The 14,801-nt window shown below is 72.4% G+C and carries 17 protein-coding genes; 8 read left to right on the top strand and 9 right to left on the bottom strand.

All coding sequences use genetic code 11. The features are described 5' to 3' along the window. Positions 1 to 51 precede the first annotated feature (51 nt). The 6 genes from ACQP12_RS25625 to ACQP12_RS25600 all read right to left on the bottom strand — a co-directional run bounded on the left by ACQP12_RS25625 (position 52) and on the right by ACQP12_RS25600 (position 6,259). Positions 52 to 1,005, bottom strand: coding sequence for a redoxin domain-containing protein (locus tag ACQP12_RS25625; protein WP_433282638.1), 954 nt, complete (start codon positions 1,003 to 1,005; stop codon positions 52 to 54). Beyond that, positions 1,006 to 2,148: an epoxide hydrolase family protein gene (locus ACQP12_RS25620; RefSeq protein ID WP_433289451.1), complete on the bottom strand. Its 1,143-nt coding sequence runs from the start codon at positions 2,146 to 2,148 to the stop codon at positions 1,006 to 1,008. Between the two features lie 124 nt (positions 2,149 to 2,272). Continuing rightward, positions 2,273 to 2,791 carry a peptide-methionine (S)-S-oxide reductase MsrA gene (gene msrA / locus ACQP12_RS25615; protein ID WP_433282636.1) on the bottom strand — a complete coding sequence of 173 codons (519 nt, stop codon included), beginning with the start codon at positions 2,789 to 2,791 and terminating at the stop codon, positions 2,273 to 2,275. Then, positions 2,775 to 3,254: a peptide-methionine (R)-S-oxide reductase MsrB gene (gene msrB, locus ACQP12_RS25610; protein WP_357939509.1), complete on the bottom strand. Its 480-nt coding sequence runs from the start codon at positions 3,252 to 3,254 to the stop codon at positions 2,775 to 2,777. Before msrB ends, msrA begins: the two co-directional genes overlap by 17 nt. Before the next feature lie 117 nt (positions 3,255 to 3,371). Beyond that, a complete protein-coding gene (locus ACQP12_RS25605; protein WP_433289449.1) occupies positions 3,372 to 5,219 on the bottom strand; it encodes a glycoside hydrolase family 15 protein in 1,848 nt (615 codons plus the stop codon). Positions 5,220 to 5,314: 95 nt separating this feature from the next. Next, a complete protein-coding gene (locus ACQP12_RS25600; protein WP_433282634.1) occupies positions 5,315 to 6,259 on the bottom strand; it encodes an NAD(P)/FAD-dependent oxidoreductase in 945 nt (314 codons plus the stop codon). Between the two features lie 80 nt (positions 6,260 to 6,339). Here ACQP12_RS25600 and ACQP12_RS25595 point away from each other — a divergent pair, with 80 nt between their 5' ends. The 6 genes from ACQP12_RS25595 to ACQP12_RS25570 all read left to right on the top strand — a co-directional run bounded on the left by ACQP12_RS25595 (position 6,340) and on the right by ACQP12_RS25570 (position 11,358). Next, complete coding sequence (locus tag ACQP12_RS25595; protein ID WP_433282632.1) at positions 6,340 to 6,927, top strand: helix-turn-helix domain-containing protein; 588 nt, start codon at positions 6,340 to 6,342, stop codon at positions 6,925 to 6,927. A gap of 100 nt (positions 6,928 to 7,027) precedes the next feature. Next, entirely contained in the window at positions 7,028 to 7,711 is a 684-nt protein-coding gene (locus ACQP12_RS25590) for a DUF6928 family protein (protein ID WP_433282630.1), read from the top strand. Positions 7,712 to 7,757: 46 nt separating this feature from the next. Further along, positions 7,758 to 8,069 (top strand): Stf0 family sulfotransferase, encoded by a 312-nt coding sequence (locus ACQP12_RS25585; RefSeq protein WP_433289447.1) that lies wholly within the window; start codon positions 7,758 to 7,760, stop codon positions 8,067 to 8,069. A gap of 242 nt (positions 8,070 to 8,311) precedes the next feature. Continuing rightward, on the top strand, positions 8,312 to 9,793 hold the full coding sequence (locus ACQP12_RS25580; protein WP_433282628.1) for an NCS2 family permease: 1,482 nt from the start codon (positions 8,312 to 8,314) through the stop codon (positions 9,791 to 9,793). A gap of 221 nt (positions 9,794 to 10,014) precedes the next feature. Next, positions 10,015 to 10,497, top strand: a complete 483-nt coding sequence (locus ACQP12_RS25575; protein ID WP_433282626.1) for a GNAT family N-acetyltransferase — start codon at positions 10,015 to 10,017, stop codon at positions 10,495 to 10,497. 63 nt (positions 10,498 to 10,560) lie between these two features. Beyond that, complete coding sequence (locus tag ACQP12_RS25570) at positions 10,561 to 11,358, top strand: alpha/beta fold hydrolase (RefSeq protein WP_433282624.1); 798 nt, start codon at positions 10,561 to 10,563, stop codon at positions 11,356 to 11,358. Here the strand turns inward: ACQP12_RS25570 and ACQP12_RS25565 are convergent. From ACQP12_RS25565 to ACQP12_RS25555, 3 genes are read right to left on the bottom strand one after another with little or no spacing between them, the layout of a single operon-like run. Continuing rightward, positions 11,296 to 12,714 carry a TolB family protein gene (locus tag ACQP12_RS25565; protein WP_433282622.1) on the bottom strand — a complete coding sequence of 473 codons (1,419 nt, stop codon included), beginning with the start codon at positions 12,712 to 12,714 and terminating at the stop codon, positions 11,296 to 11,298. The genes ACQP12_RS25570 and ACQP12_RS25565 overlap by 63 nt on opposite strands. Next, entirely contained in the window at positions 12,711 to 13,214 is a 504-nt protein-coding gene (locus ACQP12_RS25560) for a SigE family RNA polymerase sigma factor (RefSeq protein WP_433282620.1), read from the bottom strand. The genes ACQP12_RS25565 and ACQP12_RS25560 overlap by 4 nt, the downstream gene beginning before the upstream one ends. A gap of 54 nt (positions 13,215 to 13,268) precedes the next feature. Then, the gene (locus tag ACQP12_RS25555; protein ID WP_433282618.1) at positions 13,269 to 13,598 is read right to left on the bottom strand and encodes a hypothetical protein; all 330 of its coding nucleotides are present in this window, start codon (positions 13,596 to 13,598) and stop codon (positions 13,269 to 13,271) included. Positions 13,599 to 13,822: 224 nt separating this feature from the next. Here ACQP12_RS25555 and ACQP12_RS25550 point away from each other — a divergent pair, with 224 nt between their 5' ends. Together ACQP12_RS25550 and ACQP12_RS25545 are read left to right on the top strand one after the other, a co-directional pair. Continuing rightward, entirely contained in the window at positions 13,823 to 14,626 is an 804-nt protein-coding gene (locus ACQP12_RS25550) for a helix-turn-helix domain-containing protein (RefSeq protein ID WP_357939529.1), read from the top strand. Then, positions 14,614 to 14,799: a DUF397 domain-containing protein gene (locus tag ACQP12_RS25545; RefSeq protein WP_433289445.1), complete on the top strand. Its 186-nt coding sequence runs from the start codon at positions 14,614 to 14,616 to the stop codon at positions 14,797 to 14,799. Before ACQP12_RS25550 ends, ACQP12_RS25545 begins: the two co-directional genes overlap by 13 nt. Positions 14,800 to 14,801: the final 2 nt, after the last annotated feature.

Below are 14,801 nucleotides of genomic sequence, written 5' to 3'. Positions count from 1 at the left end.
GCAACAGCTTGGCGCCGCTCGCCGTCCTCATTGCCTGGCCCGCACGGCGGTCTAGCCGAAGGTGAACACGTACGCCTCGGCGCCGGGCTCGAGGAACCTGATCTCCAGGGTCCGCTCCCGGACCCCGTCCCGCTGGCGGACGAGCTGGTACAGCCGGCCCTCCCGGAGCAGGCCGTTGCCGTCCTCGTCCACGTCGTCGCCGTGTGCCGGGCCCGGAGCCGCGCCGTCGAGGAGCAGGCGGAAGGGGATCGGGTCCCGCCTTCCGGCCGACAGCACGAGATGCGCGTCGCGGGCCTGGAACCGGAAAGCGAGGGTGGCGCCGGCCCGGTCGGACACGACGTACTCCGAGCCGATCGTCCACTCGCCGCCGAGCGCCCAGTGGTCGGCGGGCAGGCTCGCGGGGAGTTCGTAGGCGCGGGTGGCGTCGTAGGTGGCGTCGTCCGGTGACGCGAACTGCTCGGAGCGCGCGTAGCCGAGATACGTCTCGGGCGTACGCAGGTGGTCCCAGTCGGCGTCGGCCTCGACGCCGCGCCCCTCGACGGGGACGAGGTCCCGGTCGACGCCGAGCAGCCGCTGGATCACCCGTTCGGACTGCTCGTAGCGGCCCTCGCCGAAGTGGTGGTCGCGGATCACGCCGTCGCCGTCGACGAAGTAGAGCGCCGGCCAGTAGTGGTTGTCGAAGGCGCTCCAGACCCCGTAGTCGTTGTCGAGCGCGACCGGGTAGTCGATCCCCCGTGCCGCGACCGCCTGGCGCACCCCGTCGATGTCGTGCTCGAACGAGAACTCCGGCGTGTGCACCCCGAGGACCACGAGCCCGTCGTCCCCGTAGGCCCGCGACCACGCCCGGACGTACGGCTCCTGGCGCAGCCAGTTGATGCAGGTCAGCGTCCAGAAGTTCACGACGACGGGGCGTCCCCGCAGCTCGGCGGGACCGAGTGGCTCGGTGTTGAGCCACCCGGTCGCCCCGTCGAGCGCGGGCAGGCGCAGCCGCTCGGAGACGGCCATCTAGCGAACCGACCGGAAGGCGGTGCGGAGCTCGTCGCACAGCAGTTGCGGCTGCTCCCACGCCGCGAAGTGCCCACCCCGGTCGAGCTGGTTGTAGTGGATGAGGTTCGGATAGGCCTGCTCGGCCCAGCTCCGCGGCGCCTGGTAGAGCTCGTCCGGGAAGACGCTGACGGCGGCCGGCACGGAGACGTCCTTGGCGCCGAGGAAGGAGTACTTGTTCTCCCAGTAGATGCGGGCGGAGGAGACGCCGGTGTTCGTCAACCAGGTGAGCGTGATGTTGTCGAGGATGTCGTCGCGGCTGAGGCCGCCGGGGTTCCCGGCGAACGCCCGGCAGATCAGCTCCAGGCTGGCCGCGTCGTGGTCGCACATGAAGGCCGCCAGCGCGACGGGCGAGTCGGCCAGGCCGATCAGTGTCTCGGGGCGGGTGGCCATGATCAGCGCGTAGGCGGAGTGCTTCCAGAAGAAGTCCTGCTGCTCGGTGGCCCGCCGTTCCTCGTCGGAGAGGTTGGCCGGCAGCTTCGAGAGCGCGCCGTTGATTCCGGTGATGTCGGACTGGACCAGCGCGTCGATCTCGAACGGAACCGTGCTCGGCATGTTGGTGTGGATGGCGGCCAGTTCCGGCGGCGCCTGCACGCCCATGAGGTTGGTGATCAGGGCGCCCCAGTCGCCGCCCTGGGCGACGAACCGGTCGTAGCCGAGGCGCTTCATCAGCTCGGTCCAGGCCCTCGCGACGTGATCGGGGCCCCAGCCGGGTTCGGTCGGCTTGCCCGAGAAGCCGTAGCCGGGCATCGACGGGATCACCACGTGGAAGGCGTCCGACGCGGCCCCGCCGTGGGCCGTGGGATCGGTCAGCGGCTCGATGATCTTCAGCTGTTCGATTATGGAGCCGGGCCAGCCGTGCGTGACGATGAGCGGCAGCGCGTCCTCGTGCTTGGACCGGACGTGGATGAAGTGGATGTCCAGGCCGTCGATCTCGGTGATGAAGTTCGGCAGGGAGTTCAATCTCGCCTCGACCTTGCGCCAGTCGTACTCCTTCTCCCAGTAGCGGGCGAGGGCCTGGCTTGTTTCGAGCGGCACGCCCTGCGACTGGTCGCTGACGGTCTGCTTCTCCGGCCACCGGGTGGCCGCGATGCGCCGGCGCATCTCCTGGAGGTCCGCCTCGGGGATCTCCACGGTGAACGGCTTGATGTCGGTGGCGCGTGCGAGCGTCTGGGTCCTGGCGGCCACGTCGGGCTCCCTTCCTCGTTGGTCACTCGGCTGCGTGCGGTCAGCTCGGGTTCTCGCCCCGGCGGGGCAGCTTCCAGTCGGGCCGGGGGAAGTGGCAGGTGTAGCCGCCGGGATGCTTCTCCAGGTAGTCCTGGTGCTCCGGCTCCGCCTCCCAGAAGGGGCCGGCCGGGGTGACCTCGGTGACGACCTTGCCCGGCCACAGGCCGGAGGCGTCGACGTCGGCGATGGTGTCCTCGGCGACCTTCCGCTGCTGGTCGTCGCAGTAGAAGATCGCGGACCGGTAGCTGCTGCCGACGTCGCCGCCCTGCCGGTTCTTCGTGGTCGGGTCGTGGACCTGGAAGAAGAACTCGAGAAGGTCCCGGTACGAGAGCTTGTCCGGGTCGTAGGCGATCTCGATCGCCTCGGCGTGCCCCTCGTGGTTGTAGTAGGTCGCGTTGGGCACGTCCCCGCCGGTGTAGCCGACCCGGGTGGAGACCACGCCGGGGCGTTTCCGGATGAGGTCCTGCATCCCCCAGAAGCAGCCGCCGGCCAGGACGGCCTTCTCAGTCGTGTCGGTCATCGCTTCGCCCCCCGTCCGGGTGCTCGAACAGTGCGCGGTACTCGCCGTACCCTTCCCGTTCCAGGTCGTCGCGCCGGATGAACCGGAGCGCGGCGGAGTTCATGCAGTAGCGCAGCCCGCCGGTCGCCACCGGGCCGTCGTCGAACACGTGCCCGAGGTGGCTGTCGCCGTGCGCGGACCGGACCTCGGTGCGGACCATGCCGAGGGTGGAGTCCCGCACCTCGACCACGTTCTTCGGCTCGACCGGTTTGGTGAAGGAGGGCCAGCCGGTGCCGCTGTCGTATTTGTCGGCGGACGCGAACAGTGGTTCGCCGGACACGACGTCGACGTAGATGCCCTGCTCCTTGCTGTCCCAGTACGGGTTGGCGAAGGGCGGTTCGGTCCCGCCCTCCTGGGTGACCCGGTACTGCTCGGGCGACAACCGGGAAACTGCCTCCGGGTTCTTCGTGTACTCGTGTGACACCGTCGTTCCTCTCGGCTGGGGTTCGTCGGCAAGGAAGGCCGGTTCAACGGGCTGCACACGCAGCGCGTGTGGCTACCCGGCCTGCCGTCGACTAACCCCGCACACGGTCCGGAGGAGTCACCGCCGCTGCCGGGACTGGGCCTCGGCATCGAGCATCTCGTTCAGCGCCAGCGCCGTGTTGATCAGCGCGAGGTGGCTGAAGGCCTGCGGGTAGTTGCCGATCTGCTCACCGGTCGAGGCGATCTCCTCGGCGTACAGGCCGAGGTGGTTGCTGAAGGTGAACATCTTCTCGAAGGTGAGCCGGGCGTCGTCCAGGCGGCCGGAGCGCGCCAGCGCCTCCGCGTACCAGAAGGTGCACATGTTGAAGGTGCCCTCGTGGCCGGGGAGCCCGTCGGGGGAGTGGACCGGGTCGTACCGGTGGACCAGGCTGTCGGAGACCAGCTCCCGCTCGATGGCGTCGAGGGTGCGGCACCACATCGGGTCCGACGGCGTCACGAAGCCGACCGCCGGCATCGAGAGCAGCGCGGCGTCCAGGACGTTCTCGCCGTAGGCCTGCACGAAGGACCCGCGGCCCCGGTGATAACCGCGCGCCATCACCTGGTCGTAGATCAGGTTCCGCTGGCTGGTCCAGCAGGCGACGTCCCCGGGCCGGCCGGTGCGGCCGGCGAGCCGGATGGCCCGGTCCAGGGCCACCCAGGACATCACCCGGCCGAAGGTGTAGTCCCGGGGATGGTGGCGGCTCTCCCAGATGCCGGCGTCCGGCTGGTCCCAGTTGTGGCACAGCCAGTCGACGAGCCGCACGGTGCTCTTCCACACCTGGTGGGAGACCCGGATGCCCTGTTCGTCGGCGACGTGCATGGCGTAGAGCGCCTCGCCGTGGATGTCGAGCTGGAGCTGGTCGGCGGCGCCGTTGCCGATCCGGACCGGCCGGGAGCCGCGGTAGCCCTCCAGGTGGTCGAGGATCTCCTCGTGCAGGTCGGACGATCCGTCGACCCGGTACATGATCTTCAGCGGGGCCTGGTGGTCGCCGGCCTCGCGGATCCGCTCGTCGAGCCAGTCCATGTACCGGCCGACCTCCTCGGTGAAGCCGAGGCCGAGCAGCGCGTGCACCGAGAAGGACGTGTCCCGGACCCAGGTGTAGCGGTAGTCCCAGTTGCGCGTGCCGCCGACCAGTTCGGGCAACGCCGCCGTCGGCGCGGCGATCATCGCCCCGGTCGGCGCGTACGTCATCAGCTTCAACGTGATGGCCGACCGCTCCACCATCTCCCGCCACCGGCCGGTGTACCGGGACCGCTCGACCCACCGTCGCCAGTAGTCCCGGGTCCACTCGAACATCCCCTGCACCTCTTCGAGCGGGACGGCCCGGGGTTCCAGCTCCGAGTTCGTCTCCAGCACCACCCCGCCGGTGTCGCCCTGGTTCAGGGTGCCGAACCCGATCAGGTCGCCGTCCCCCAGGTGCATGTCCTCCTTGGCGATGAGTTGGCGGATCGGCTGGACCGGGTTGAAGGTGAGCGACGCCGACGAGCCGCGGAAGACGAAACCGTTCCGGTGCCGCTCCAGTTGCGGCTTCTCGCGCCCGTAGTCGAACCGGGGCCGGCACTCCAGCCGGAACCGCATGCTGCCCCGGACCATGGTGACCATGCGCACCAGGCGGTGCACGTCGGTGACGCGCTCGCCGGTGACCGGCATGAAGTCCTGGACCTCGGCGACCCCGTCGGCGCTGATGAACCGCGTGATCAGGATCGGGGTGCCGGGCAGGTAGAGCTGTTTGGTGACGTAGGTGGCCTCGTGGGGGGCGATGCGGAAGTAGCCGCCCCGCTCCTTGTCGAGCAGGGCGGCGAAGATGCTGGGCGAGTCGAAACGCGGCGCGCAGAACCAGTCGATCGTCCCGTCGCAGGTCACCAGGGCGGCGGTTTGAAGATCACCGATGAGCCCGTGATCCTCGATCGGCGGATACTCGTCCACGTCGCCCCCCGGTCTCGACTGCACCCTCGGGCAGTAACCTAAAGGGCAATTTTGGCCATGTAAGTCGTATTCGTGAATGCCACCCCTCCGCGTGCTCAGCCGCGCCGCCGCGCCTCGACCGCCCGGCGGGTCTCCTCGGCGACCAGGTCGCCGTTGATGGCGGCGGCCGCCAGGGCGCCCGCCGCCGCTGCCGCGCCGACCTGCGCGGCCGGGTCGGTCACGTTGCCCGCGACCCACACCCCGGGCACCTCGGTACGCCCCGTCGGGTCGGCGGGAACGTGCTCGCCGACCCCGGCCGGATGCTCCACGGCCCGCAGACCGAGCGCCGCCAGGAACCCGGCCCGCGCCACCATCCGGGGCGCGGCGACCAGCACCTCGCGCGCGACCAGCCGGCCGTCGCGCAGGCGTACCCCGACCAGCCGGTCCTCCACGACCTCCACCGACGCGACCTCGCCCTCGACCACGGTGACGCCCCGGGCGGCCAGCTGTTCGGCCTGCTCGTCGCCGAGCGGCGGCGCGGTGTGGCGGAGGAGGACCACGTCGTCGCTCCACTGGCGGAACAGCAGCGCCTGGTGCACCGACAGCGGCCCGGTGGCCAGCACCCCGATCGGCCGGTCGCGCACCTCCCACCCGTGGCAGTACGGGCAGTGCACCACGTCCCGGCCCCACCGCTCGCGCAGTCCGGGTAGCTCGGGCAGCTCGTCGACCAGGCCGGTGGCCACCAGCAGCCGGCCGGCCCGGACCCGGCGGCCGTCGGCCAGCGCCACCGTGAACCCCGCACCGTCACGGGTCACCGTGTCGACCTCGCCGTCCACCAGGTGCCCGCCGTACCGGCGCACCTCGTCCCGGCCGCGCGCCAGCAGCTCGGCCGGTGGCATGCCGTCGCGGGCCAGCAGCCCGTGCACCCCCTCGGCCGGGGCGTTGCGCGGGCGGCCCCCGTCGATCACCAGGACCGACCGCCGCGCCCGGGCCAGCATCAGCGCCCCGTTCAATCCGGCGGCGCCGCCGCCGATCACCACCACGTCGTAACCTTCGGTCACCCTGACCACCTCCTGCGGCAACGATGCGGCGGCGGTGGCCGAACCCGCAAACTTTGTTGCTGATCTGGCAAACTGGGGGGATGGACGACGACCTCGACCGGGCGCTCGACGCGGTGGGCCCCCGGCTGCGCGCGCTGCGCCGCGAACGGGAGACCACCCTGGCCGACCTGTCGGCCGCCACCGGCGTCTCGGTGAGCACCCTGTCCCGGCTGGAGTCGGGCAGCCGCCGGCCCACCCTGGAGCTGCTGCTGCCCCTGGCCCGGGCGCACGGCGTGTCGCTCGACGAGCTGGTCGGCGCCCCGCCCACCGGCGACCCGCGCATCCACCTGCGGCCGGTCACCCGGCACGGCATGACCATGCTGCCGCTCACCCGCCGGGCCGGCGGCATCCAGGCGTACAAGCTGGTCATCCCCGCCGGCGGGCGGCCCGCCGAGCCCACCCCGCAGACCCACGAGGGGTACGAGTGGGTCTACGTGCTCAACGGGCGGCTGCGGCTGGTCCTCGGCGAGCACGACCTGGTGCTCGCCCCCGGCGAGGCGGCCGAGTTCGACACCCGGGTGCCGCACTGGTTCGGCCGAGCCGACGACGAGGCGGTCGAGTTCCTCAGCCTCTTCGGCGCCCAGGGCGAACGCGCCCACCTCCGCGCCCGCCCCCGCACCGCCTCTTGAAGATCTTGGTACGAACTGGCCCCCCGAGGGGCGGATCCGTCCCAAGATCTCGGCGGTCGGTAGCCTGCGGCGACACTCGTCACGGGAGGGGAGCGGGGACGTGGGGGCGAAGACGGCACTGCTGGCGTACGCGGACGGGGACATCCCCACGGCGTTGCGCGGCGCCACCGCCGGTGACCGGGACGCGGCCGAGGCGTTGGTCCGGCGGGTGCACCCGGGGCACCTCGTCGATGCCGCCGCCGACGAGTGCCTGTGGGACGCCGTCTACCCGCCCGACGAGGTCACGTACGCCGTCGCGCTGCCCGGGGTGGACCTGCTCTGCGACCGGCGGCTGGCCTTCAACCCGCCGTCCGCGCTGCCCACACGCCTGGTCGAGGCGGGCGCCGGGCGGCGGATCGTGCTGCACGCCATGCACTCGGTCAGCGACTGGCTGGGATTCGCGGTGTGGGAGGACGGCGTCCTGGTCCGGTCGCTGAGCGTGGGACCCGAAGGCGTCGGAGAGAACATCGGCGAGCCATTACCGTTCGAGCTGCCGTACTGGGCGGGGGAGCACCCGGTGCCGGGCTGGGACCGGCTGCCGTTCCACCCCCTCGAACTGGGTGAGGAGGCGCTGCGCGCGCTGGTCGGCTTCGTGGTGGAGGGCCACCGCCGGCCGGACGACGTGGACGCCGACGCCGTCCGGCTGCACGGGTTCCGCGTGACCGACCCGACCGGTCGGGAGCAGGCCGCGCGCGAGGAACTTCACGAACTGGCGCGCCGGATGGTGCTCCACCGCCGCGGCTAGCCCGGGTGTCGGGCGTTCGGCCGGACCGCCTTCGTGCACGACCGCCATCGACCCAGAAGCCGTCGACGCGTCCGGCCCGTCGACCGGCGAGCCGCGCTACGACCCGGACGGCATCGACGAGCTGCTGCGCACCATCGCGGAGCACCAGGGCGCCTGGGACGCGTGGTTCGCCCGGCACGGGATCACCCCGCACCGGGTGCGCTACGAGGACCTGGCGGCCGACCCGGGCGGAGTGACCCGAGGCGTCCTCGACGCGCTCGGGCTGCCGTCGGCCGGGGTCCCGGTCCGGCCGCGCCACTCGCGGCAGGCCGACGAGATCAACGCCGAATGGATCGCCCGGCACCGGGTCCGGGCGTGACCTTGGCCACCCCCGCGCCGGATCCCCGCTCAGGGGCAGGTCATCTGCCGTTACCCGGCGGTTAAGGTGGGCCTCGCGAAGTCGCTTCCCCGGACCCGGGGCGCGGCTTCGTAGTGCTTCACGGGATCCGTGGAGCCCAGCCGTCCCGACGTTCTCCGGGCCAACCGCAACGGGACGGCTGCACCCCCACCGCCCGGCCGGCGTGACCGGCTGGGCCAACCCGGAACGGAGTAAGCCACGCCATGAGCGTGACTACGCAGGATCCTGCTGCCCCGGTCGAGCCGGCGGAACCCGCCGCGCAGAGCCGCCTCGACCGCTTCTTCGAGATCACCCGCCGAGGCTCGACGGTCCGGCGCGAGGTGCTCGCCGGGCTCACCACCTTCGCGACGATGGCCTACATCGTCGTACTCAACCCCCTGATCATCGGCACCGCGCCGGACGCCGACGGCAGGACGCTGGGCATCCCGGCGGTCGCCGGGGTCACCGCCCTGGTCGCCGCGGTCATGACGATCATGATGGGCGTCGTCGGCCGTGTGCCGTTCGCGGTGGCCACCGGCCTCGGGCTGAACGCCTTCGTGGCGTACGCGGTCGCGTCCCAGATGAGCTGGGCCGAGGCCATGGGCCTGGTCGTCATCGAGGGTCTGATCATCACCGTGCTGGTGCTGACCGGTTTCCGGAAGGCCGTGTTCCGAGCCATCCCGGCCGAGCTGAAGGCGGCCATCGCGGCCGGCATCGGCCTGTTCATCGCGCTGATCGGCTTCGTCGACGGCGGTCTGGTCCGGGCGGGCACCGGCGTGCCGCTGCAGCTCGGCTCGGGCAGCAACGGGACGCTGCGCGGCTGGCCCACGGTCGTCTTCCTGATCGGCCTGCTGGTCACCGGCATCCTGGTCGCCCGCAAGGTGAAGGCCGGCGTCCTCATCGGCATCGTGGCCACCACGGCCGTCGCGGTGATCGTCAACGCGTTCGCCAAGCCCGGTCCGGCTCTCGTCGACGGCAAGCCCAACCCGGACGGGTGGCGGCTCAACGTGCCGACCCTGCCGGACCCGCTGGTCCAGAAGCCCGATCTGCACCTGCTCGGCAACGTGTCGTTCGGCGCGTTCGCCCACGTCGGCCTGATGACCGCGCTGCTGCTGGTCTTCACCCTGGTGCTGGCCGACTTCTTCGACGTCATGGGCACCACGGTCGGCCTGGCCAAGCAGGCCAACCTGGCCACCGAGGACGGCACCGACATGCCGCGGCTCGGCAAGGTGCTCTTCGTCGACGGTGTCGCCGCGGTCGCCGGCGGCGCGGGCAGCGCCTCGTCGGCCACCACGTACGTGGAGTCCTCCTCGGGCATCGCGGACGGTGGGCGGACCGGCCTGACCAGCGTGGTCACCGGCGTGCTCTTCCTGGGTGCGCTGCTGCTCACCCCGCTGGTGTCGCTGGTGCCGAGCGAGGCCGCCGGCCCGGCGCTGGTGGTGGTCGGCGCGCTGATGATCCGCCAGGTCAAGGACATCGACTTCACCGACGTGGGCGTCGCCGTCCCGGCCTTCCTGACCATGACGCTCATGCCGTTCACCTACTCGATCACCAACGGCATCGGCGCCGGCTTCGTGAGCTGGGTGGCGATCCGGGTGGCGCAGGGTAAGGCGCGGCAGATCCACCCGCTGATGTGGGCGGTGGCCGCCGCGTTCGTGATCTACTTCGCCATCAACCTGGTCAAGGCCGTCACCGGCGTCAGCTGACCGGTCCTCCGCCGCGCCCCCGTTGCCCGTTGGCCCGAGGCAACGGGGGCGCGGCGTATCCGGATCATGGGCTAGAGTGCCGGTGCGCGGACACGCGACCGTCGTGGGCGCAGGGGGATGAGGCCATGGATTGCCATGAGCTTCCCCTGCCATGCCTTTTTCCGGGTCGCGCGCGCTGACCGACCGCGACCCGGGTCACTCCACGACCTTGGAGAATCGCGTTGTTCATCTCTGAACTGACCACCGAACGACTCGTGCTGCGCCCCTGGCCGGCCGAGGAGGCCGCCGCCGTCGTCGCCGGGGAGCGGCGCCCGCACTGGGCGGCGGACTTCCCCGCCGGCGGCGACCGGGTGATCGCCGGGATCATCGCCGGCGACCCGGACCGGCCGCACGGCCACCGGCTCATCGTCGAGCGGGAGACCGGCCTCACCGTCGGCGCCATCGGGCTGAAGTGGCCGCCCACCGACGGTGCGGTCGAGTTCGGCTACGGCATCGCCCCATCTCGACGCTGCCGGGGCTACACCACCGAGGCCGTCCGGGCGCTGGTCGCCTTCGCCCGCACCGTACCCGGGGTGGCCGAGGTCTTCGCCACCGTCGACCCGGCCAACGTGCCGTCCGTCCGGGTGCTGGAGAAGGCCGGCCTGCGCCGGGCCGGCACGGTCGACAGCGACGAGGGGCTGCTGCACCGGTACGTCGCCGGGTAACGCCGAGCCGGACGGCCCGGCGGCGGGGCGACCCGCCACCGGGCCGTTCGTCGTTGAAGGGGCGTGACCTACGCGGACGTCAACGGGCTGCGCCTGTGGTACGAGGTCCAGGGCGCGGGGAAGCCGCTCGTCCTGCTGCACGGCGGCTACGGGTCGACGGAGATGTTCGCCCCGATCCTGCCCGACCTGACCAGGCGGCGGCGGGTCGTCGCCGTCGACCTCCAAGGCCACGGCCGCACCGCCGACGTGGACCGGCCGCTGCGCTACGAGTCGATGGCCGACGACGTCGCCGCCCTGCTGCGGCACCTCGACCTGCCGCCGGCCGACGTGCTGGGCTACTCCCTCGGCGGCGGGGTGGCCCTGCGCGCCGCGATCCAGCACCCGGCCCGGGTCCGGCGCCTCGTGCTGGTCTCCACGCCGTGCCGGCGGCAGGGCTGGTACCCGGAGGTGCTGGCCGCGATGGCCGCCCAGGACGAGCGGGTCGCCGAGCGGATGCGCGGCACCCCGCCGCACCAGCTCTACGAGCGGGTAGCGCCCCGCCCGCAGGACTGGCCGACCCTGTGGGCCAGGACCGGCGAGCTGCTGCGCCGCGAGTACGACTGGTCGGCCGAGGTGGCCGCCCTGCCCATGCCGGTGCTGCTGGTCTTCGCCGACGCCGACTCGATCCCGGTCCACCACGTGGCCGAGTTCTTCGGGCTGCTCGGCGGCGGCCACCGCGACGCCGGCTGGGACGGCACCGGCCGGCCCGCGTCCCGGTTGGCCGTCCTGCCCGGGCTGACCCACTACGACATCGTCGGCTCACCCGCCCTGCCCGCGGCGGTGCTGCCCTTCCTCACCCACGAGGTGCGTGCCCCCGAGTGACCGCTGCGCCCGTCGTCGCCGCCGGAGCAGCCGCGCGGACACCAGGCCACCGAGCAGCAGCGCCGCCGCCCCGGCCGCCCACCAGACCCGGCCGCCCGGCCCGGACGGCGGAGCCGCCGCGCGGACCCGGCCGGCGCGCACCACCGCGTCCGACACGTCGATGGCGAGCACCTGGTCCGGCGCGGTGAGCAGCGTGGTCGGCGAGGCCGCCCCCGGGGCCAGGCCCAGCACCCGGATCGTCCGCACGTTTCCGTAGGCGGTGCGCTGGTCCATCTCCAGCGCTCCGGGGAAGTAGGCCGGGGAGTTCGGCTCGGGCCGGTACGCGACCACCACGGCGGTCCCGTCCACCTGCCAGCCGAGCAGCCGGATGGTGGTGACGCCCGCGACGGCGGGCAGCGCCGGCGCGCCCAGGTCCTTGCCGGTGGTGTCGACCCGGCGCAGCCGCCACCGGTCGGTGCCCGGGTCGTGGCTGACCAGCGCCAGCGTCCCGTCGGGCAGCCAGGCACCCTTGCCGGCCAGCCCGCTCTCCGGCGGCAGCGGGAACGAGGTGATGCTCTGCCCGTCGACGCCGGTGACCAGCACCTTGTCGCCGACCTGGTAGGCCAGCCGGGATCCGGCGGCGTCGAACGCGACCGGCGTGCCGAAGACCGGCAGCTGCTCGGTCTCCAGCAGGCGTACCGCCCGGCCCGTGTCGAGCCGGACCAGGCTGAGCGTGTTGACATGGGCGCTGCCCTCCGGGTTGGCGGGCGTGGTGTCCCGGACCACCAGCGCGGAACCGTCCGGCGCCCAGCCGGCCGGTTCGGTCATCGTGCTGCCCTGCCTCGGGCTGGGCAGCCGCCGGACCGTGCCGTCCACCAGATCGACCAGGTCGATCCCGGGATGCTCGGGGGACCCGCCCGGCACGGCGAGCCGCCGACCGTCGGGGGAGAGCAGCACCTGCTCACCGGCCGGCGCCTCGTAGCCCACCGTCCAGGTCCGGTAGCGATCGGCGTCGGCGCCGACGATGCCCACGGTCCCGTTCTCGTCGATCAGCCCGGTGAGGCCGCGCGCCTGCCCGCTGAACACGACCGACGCCGGGCCGAGCCGGGGCCGGTCGGTGGCGCGCAGCGCGCCGAACTGCGGCAGCCCGATCCGATCCGGCAGCGCCGGGCCGCCCGCGTCGGCCGGCGCGAGCGCCGGCCGCCCGTCATCACGTACCGCCACCGGCACGAGCGCCACCAGCACCAGCACCGCCGCGACCGCCGCCGCCATCCGCCGCCGCGTGCGCCGCGCGGTCCGCACCGCACGCTCGCGCACCGGGTACGCGGGTACCTCGGCCGCCGCCTCCCGCAGCGCCTCCCGCAGCCGTAAGCTCATCGCCCGCTCCTCTCCGGCGTCGGCTCCCACAGGTCGGGGACGAGGTCGCGGAGCCGGCGTACGGCGTCGTGCCCGTGCCGCTTCACCGTGCCCACCGAGCAGCCGAGCACCTCGGCCACCTGCGCCTCGGTCAGGTCCTCGTAGTAGCGGAGCACCACCACGGCCCGCTGCCGGGCGGTGAGCCGGCGCAGCGCGGCCACCACGCTGAGCCGCAGCGCGGTGTCGTCGCTGTGGTCGTCGCCGCCCCGCTCGACCGGCGCCGCGTCCAGCCGTTCCGCCACCCGCCTCCGGCGCCACCACGAGACCTGCTGGTGGTACATGACCCGGCGCACGTACGCCTCCGGGTCCCCGTCGCGGATCCGCCGCCAGTGCCGGTACGTCCGGGCCAGCGCGCTCTGCAACAGATCCTCGGCGTGCTGGTGGTCCCCGGTCAGCAGGTACGCGGTCCGCGACAGCGCGGGCGACCGCTGCACCACGAACTCGTGGAACGTCTCCGACATGCCCACCCCCTCGCCCCCTAGGAACGCGCTCCACCCGGCGGATGGTTGAGGCCGTCATTCGACCACGCCCCGCCGGTACGGCCCCCACCCCACGAACCGCTCGAACAGCTCGCGCGGCGTGGGCCCGTCGTCCGGGTTGAGCCGGAACAGGTCGTGGGTCGCCTCGTGGTAGAGGCCGGACAGGTAGACGGCCAGGTCGACCGGGTGATCCGCGTACTCGACCTTGAGCAGCAGCCGGGCCTGGGCGCACGGCCATGGCGACCCGCAGGCCCGGCACAGCCAGAGCGGCCGGATCGGCAGGTGCGGCGGCCGGTCCGGCGGGTAGGCGCGCGGCCGGTCGGGGTGCGGCCCGAGCCGGGGTACGGGAAGCGTGGCGCCGCTCATCACGCCCTTCCTTGTCACGGAGGCTGAGGTCGGGGCCGCCCCCGGCATCGGGGGAATCGGGGGCGGCCCCGCGGCGGGCCGGACGGGAAGCGGCCCACCGGTGACAGTCTGTTGAGGACAGCACTACTCTCGGAACCCGGCGAGGCTGATCGTGGACACGTCGGGTCGGCCGATACCGAAACGTGGCGACGCCGGGAAGGTCGCCGAGAAATCGGGGAGGAAGCGTGGAGAGCGAGCCGACCGCCGACCTGATCCGTGCCCAGCTACGGCGCTTGCGGGTGAAGGCCGAGTTGAGCCAGGAGGAGTTCGGGAAGCTGGTTCACTTCTCGGGTTCCCAGGTGTCCGCGGTCGAGCTGGGCCAACGGCCGCTTGACCGGTTCTTCCTTCAACGTGCGGACGAGGTGCTGGCCACCGGCGGCCTGCTGACGTCGCTGCTCAAGCTCGCTGACCGCGACGGCCAGCCGAGTTGGCTACGGCCCTGGCTGGAAGCGGAACGGCAGGCACAGCAGCTCCGCTGTTACCAGCCGACCCTGATTCCAGGGCTGCTGCAGACGCAGAACTACGCCCGCGCGGTCATCCGCTCAGCAGACACCCTGACGGACGACGAGGTCGAGCAGCGGCTCAACGTCAGGCTGGACCGGCAGGCCATCCTCTCGCAGCCGAATCCGCCGCAGTTCATTGCGGTGATCGAGGAAGCCGTCCTGCGACGTGCCGACGAGAGTTTCAAGGGCATCATGGCCGAGCAGACGGCGCACCTGATCGCCTGCGCCGCCAAGCCGCACATCAGCGTGCAGGTCATCCCTGTGGAGGTGAGTGTGCACGTGGGACTGATCGGGCCGTTCGTCCTGGGTAGAGACGCGAACGGCGGCTGGGTCGGCCACCTGGAGACTCAGCTCGGCGGCGACGTGGTCGACAGAGATGAGGACCTGGCTATCCTGCTGTCGAGGTGGGAGAGCGTCCGCAACGAGGCGCTGTCCCGTCGCCAGTCGATCGAGCTGATGAAGGAAGCGGTGACATCGTGGAGCTGATCGGCGCGCAGTGGCGGAAGTCAAGCCGTAGCGGCCAGGGGGAGTGCGTCGAGGTGGCCGACAACCTGCCGGGCGTGGTCGGCGTCCGGGACAGCAAGGATCCGGCCGGTCCTGCCCTCGCCTTCACCCCGGACACCTGGCGCGCCTTCCTGACCTTCGCGAAGCGAGGCTGATC

Source organism: Micromonospora sp. CA-244673 (assembly GCF_050948395.1).
Classification (GTDB): Bacteria; Actinomycetota; Actinomycetes; order Mycobacteriales; family Micromonosporaceae; genus Micromonospora.
The sequence above is the reverse complement of the archived record's forward strand: the minus strand, read 5'-3'. Positions and strand labels throughout refer to the sequence as shown.

What these genes read in the sequence shown, in the direction of transcription:
- ACQP12_RS25580 (WP_433282628.1), top strand. Translation starts at nt 8,312, where the DNA reads ATGAGCGTGACTACGCAGGATCCTGCTGCCCCGGTCGAGCCGGCGGAA.
- ACQP12_RS25620 (WP_433289451.1), bottom strand. Translation starts at nt 2,148, where the DNA reads ATGCGCCGGCGCATCGCGGCCACCCGGTGGCCGGAGAAGCAGACCGTC.
- ACQP12_RS25595 (WP_433282632.1), top strand. Translation starts at nt 6,340, where the DNA reads ATGGACGACGACCTCGACCGGGCGCTCGACGCGGTGGGCCCCCGGCTG.
- ACQP12_RS25555 (WP_433282618.1), bottom strand. Translation starts at nt 13,598, where the DNA reads ATGAGCGGCGCCACGCTTCCCGTACCCCGGCTCGGGCCGCACCCCGAC.
- ACQP12_RS25625 (WP_433282638.1), bottom strand. Translation starts at nt 1,005, where the DNA reads ATGGCCGTCTCCGAGCGGCTGCGCCTGCCCGCGCTCGACGGGGCGACC.
- ACQP12_RS25565 (WP_433282622.1), bottom strand. Translation starts at nt 12,714, where the DNA reads ATGAGCTTACGGCTGCGGGAGGCGCTGCGGGAGGCGGCGGCCGAGGTA.
- ACQP12_RS25560 (WP_433282620.1), bottom strand. Translation starts at nt 13,214, where the DNA reads ATGTCGGAGACGTTCCACGAGTTCGTGGTGCAGCGGTCGCCCGCGCTG.
- msrA (WP_433282636.1), bottom strand. Translation starts at nt 2,791, where the DNA reads ATGACCGACACGACTGAGAAGGCCGTCCTGGCCGGCGGCTGCTTCTGG.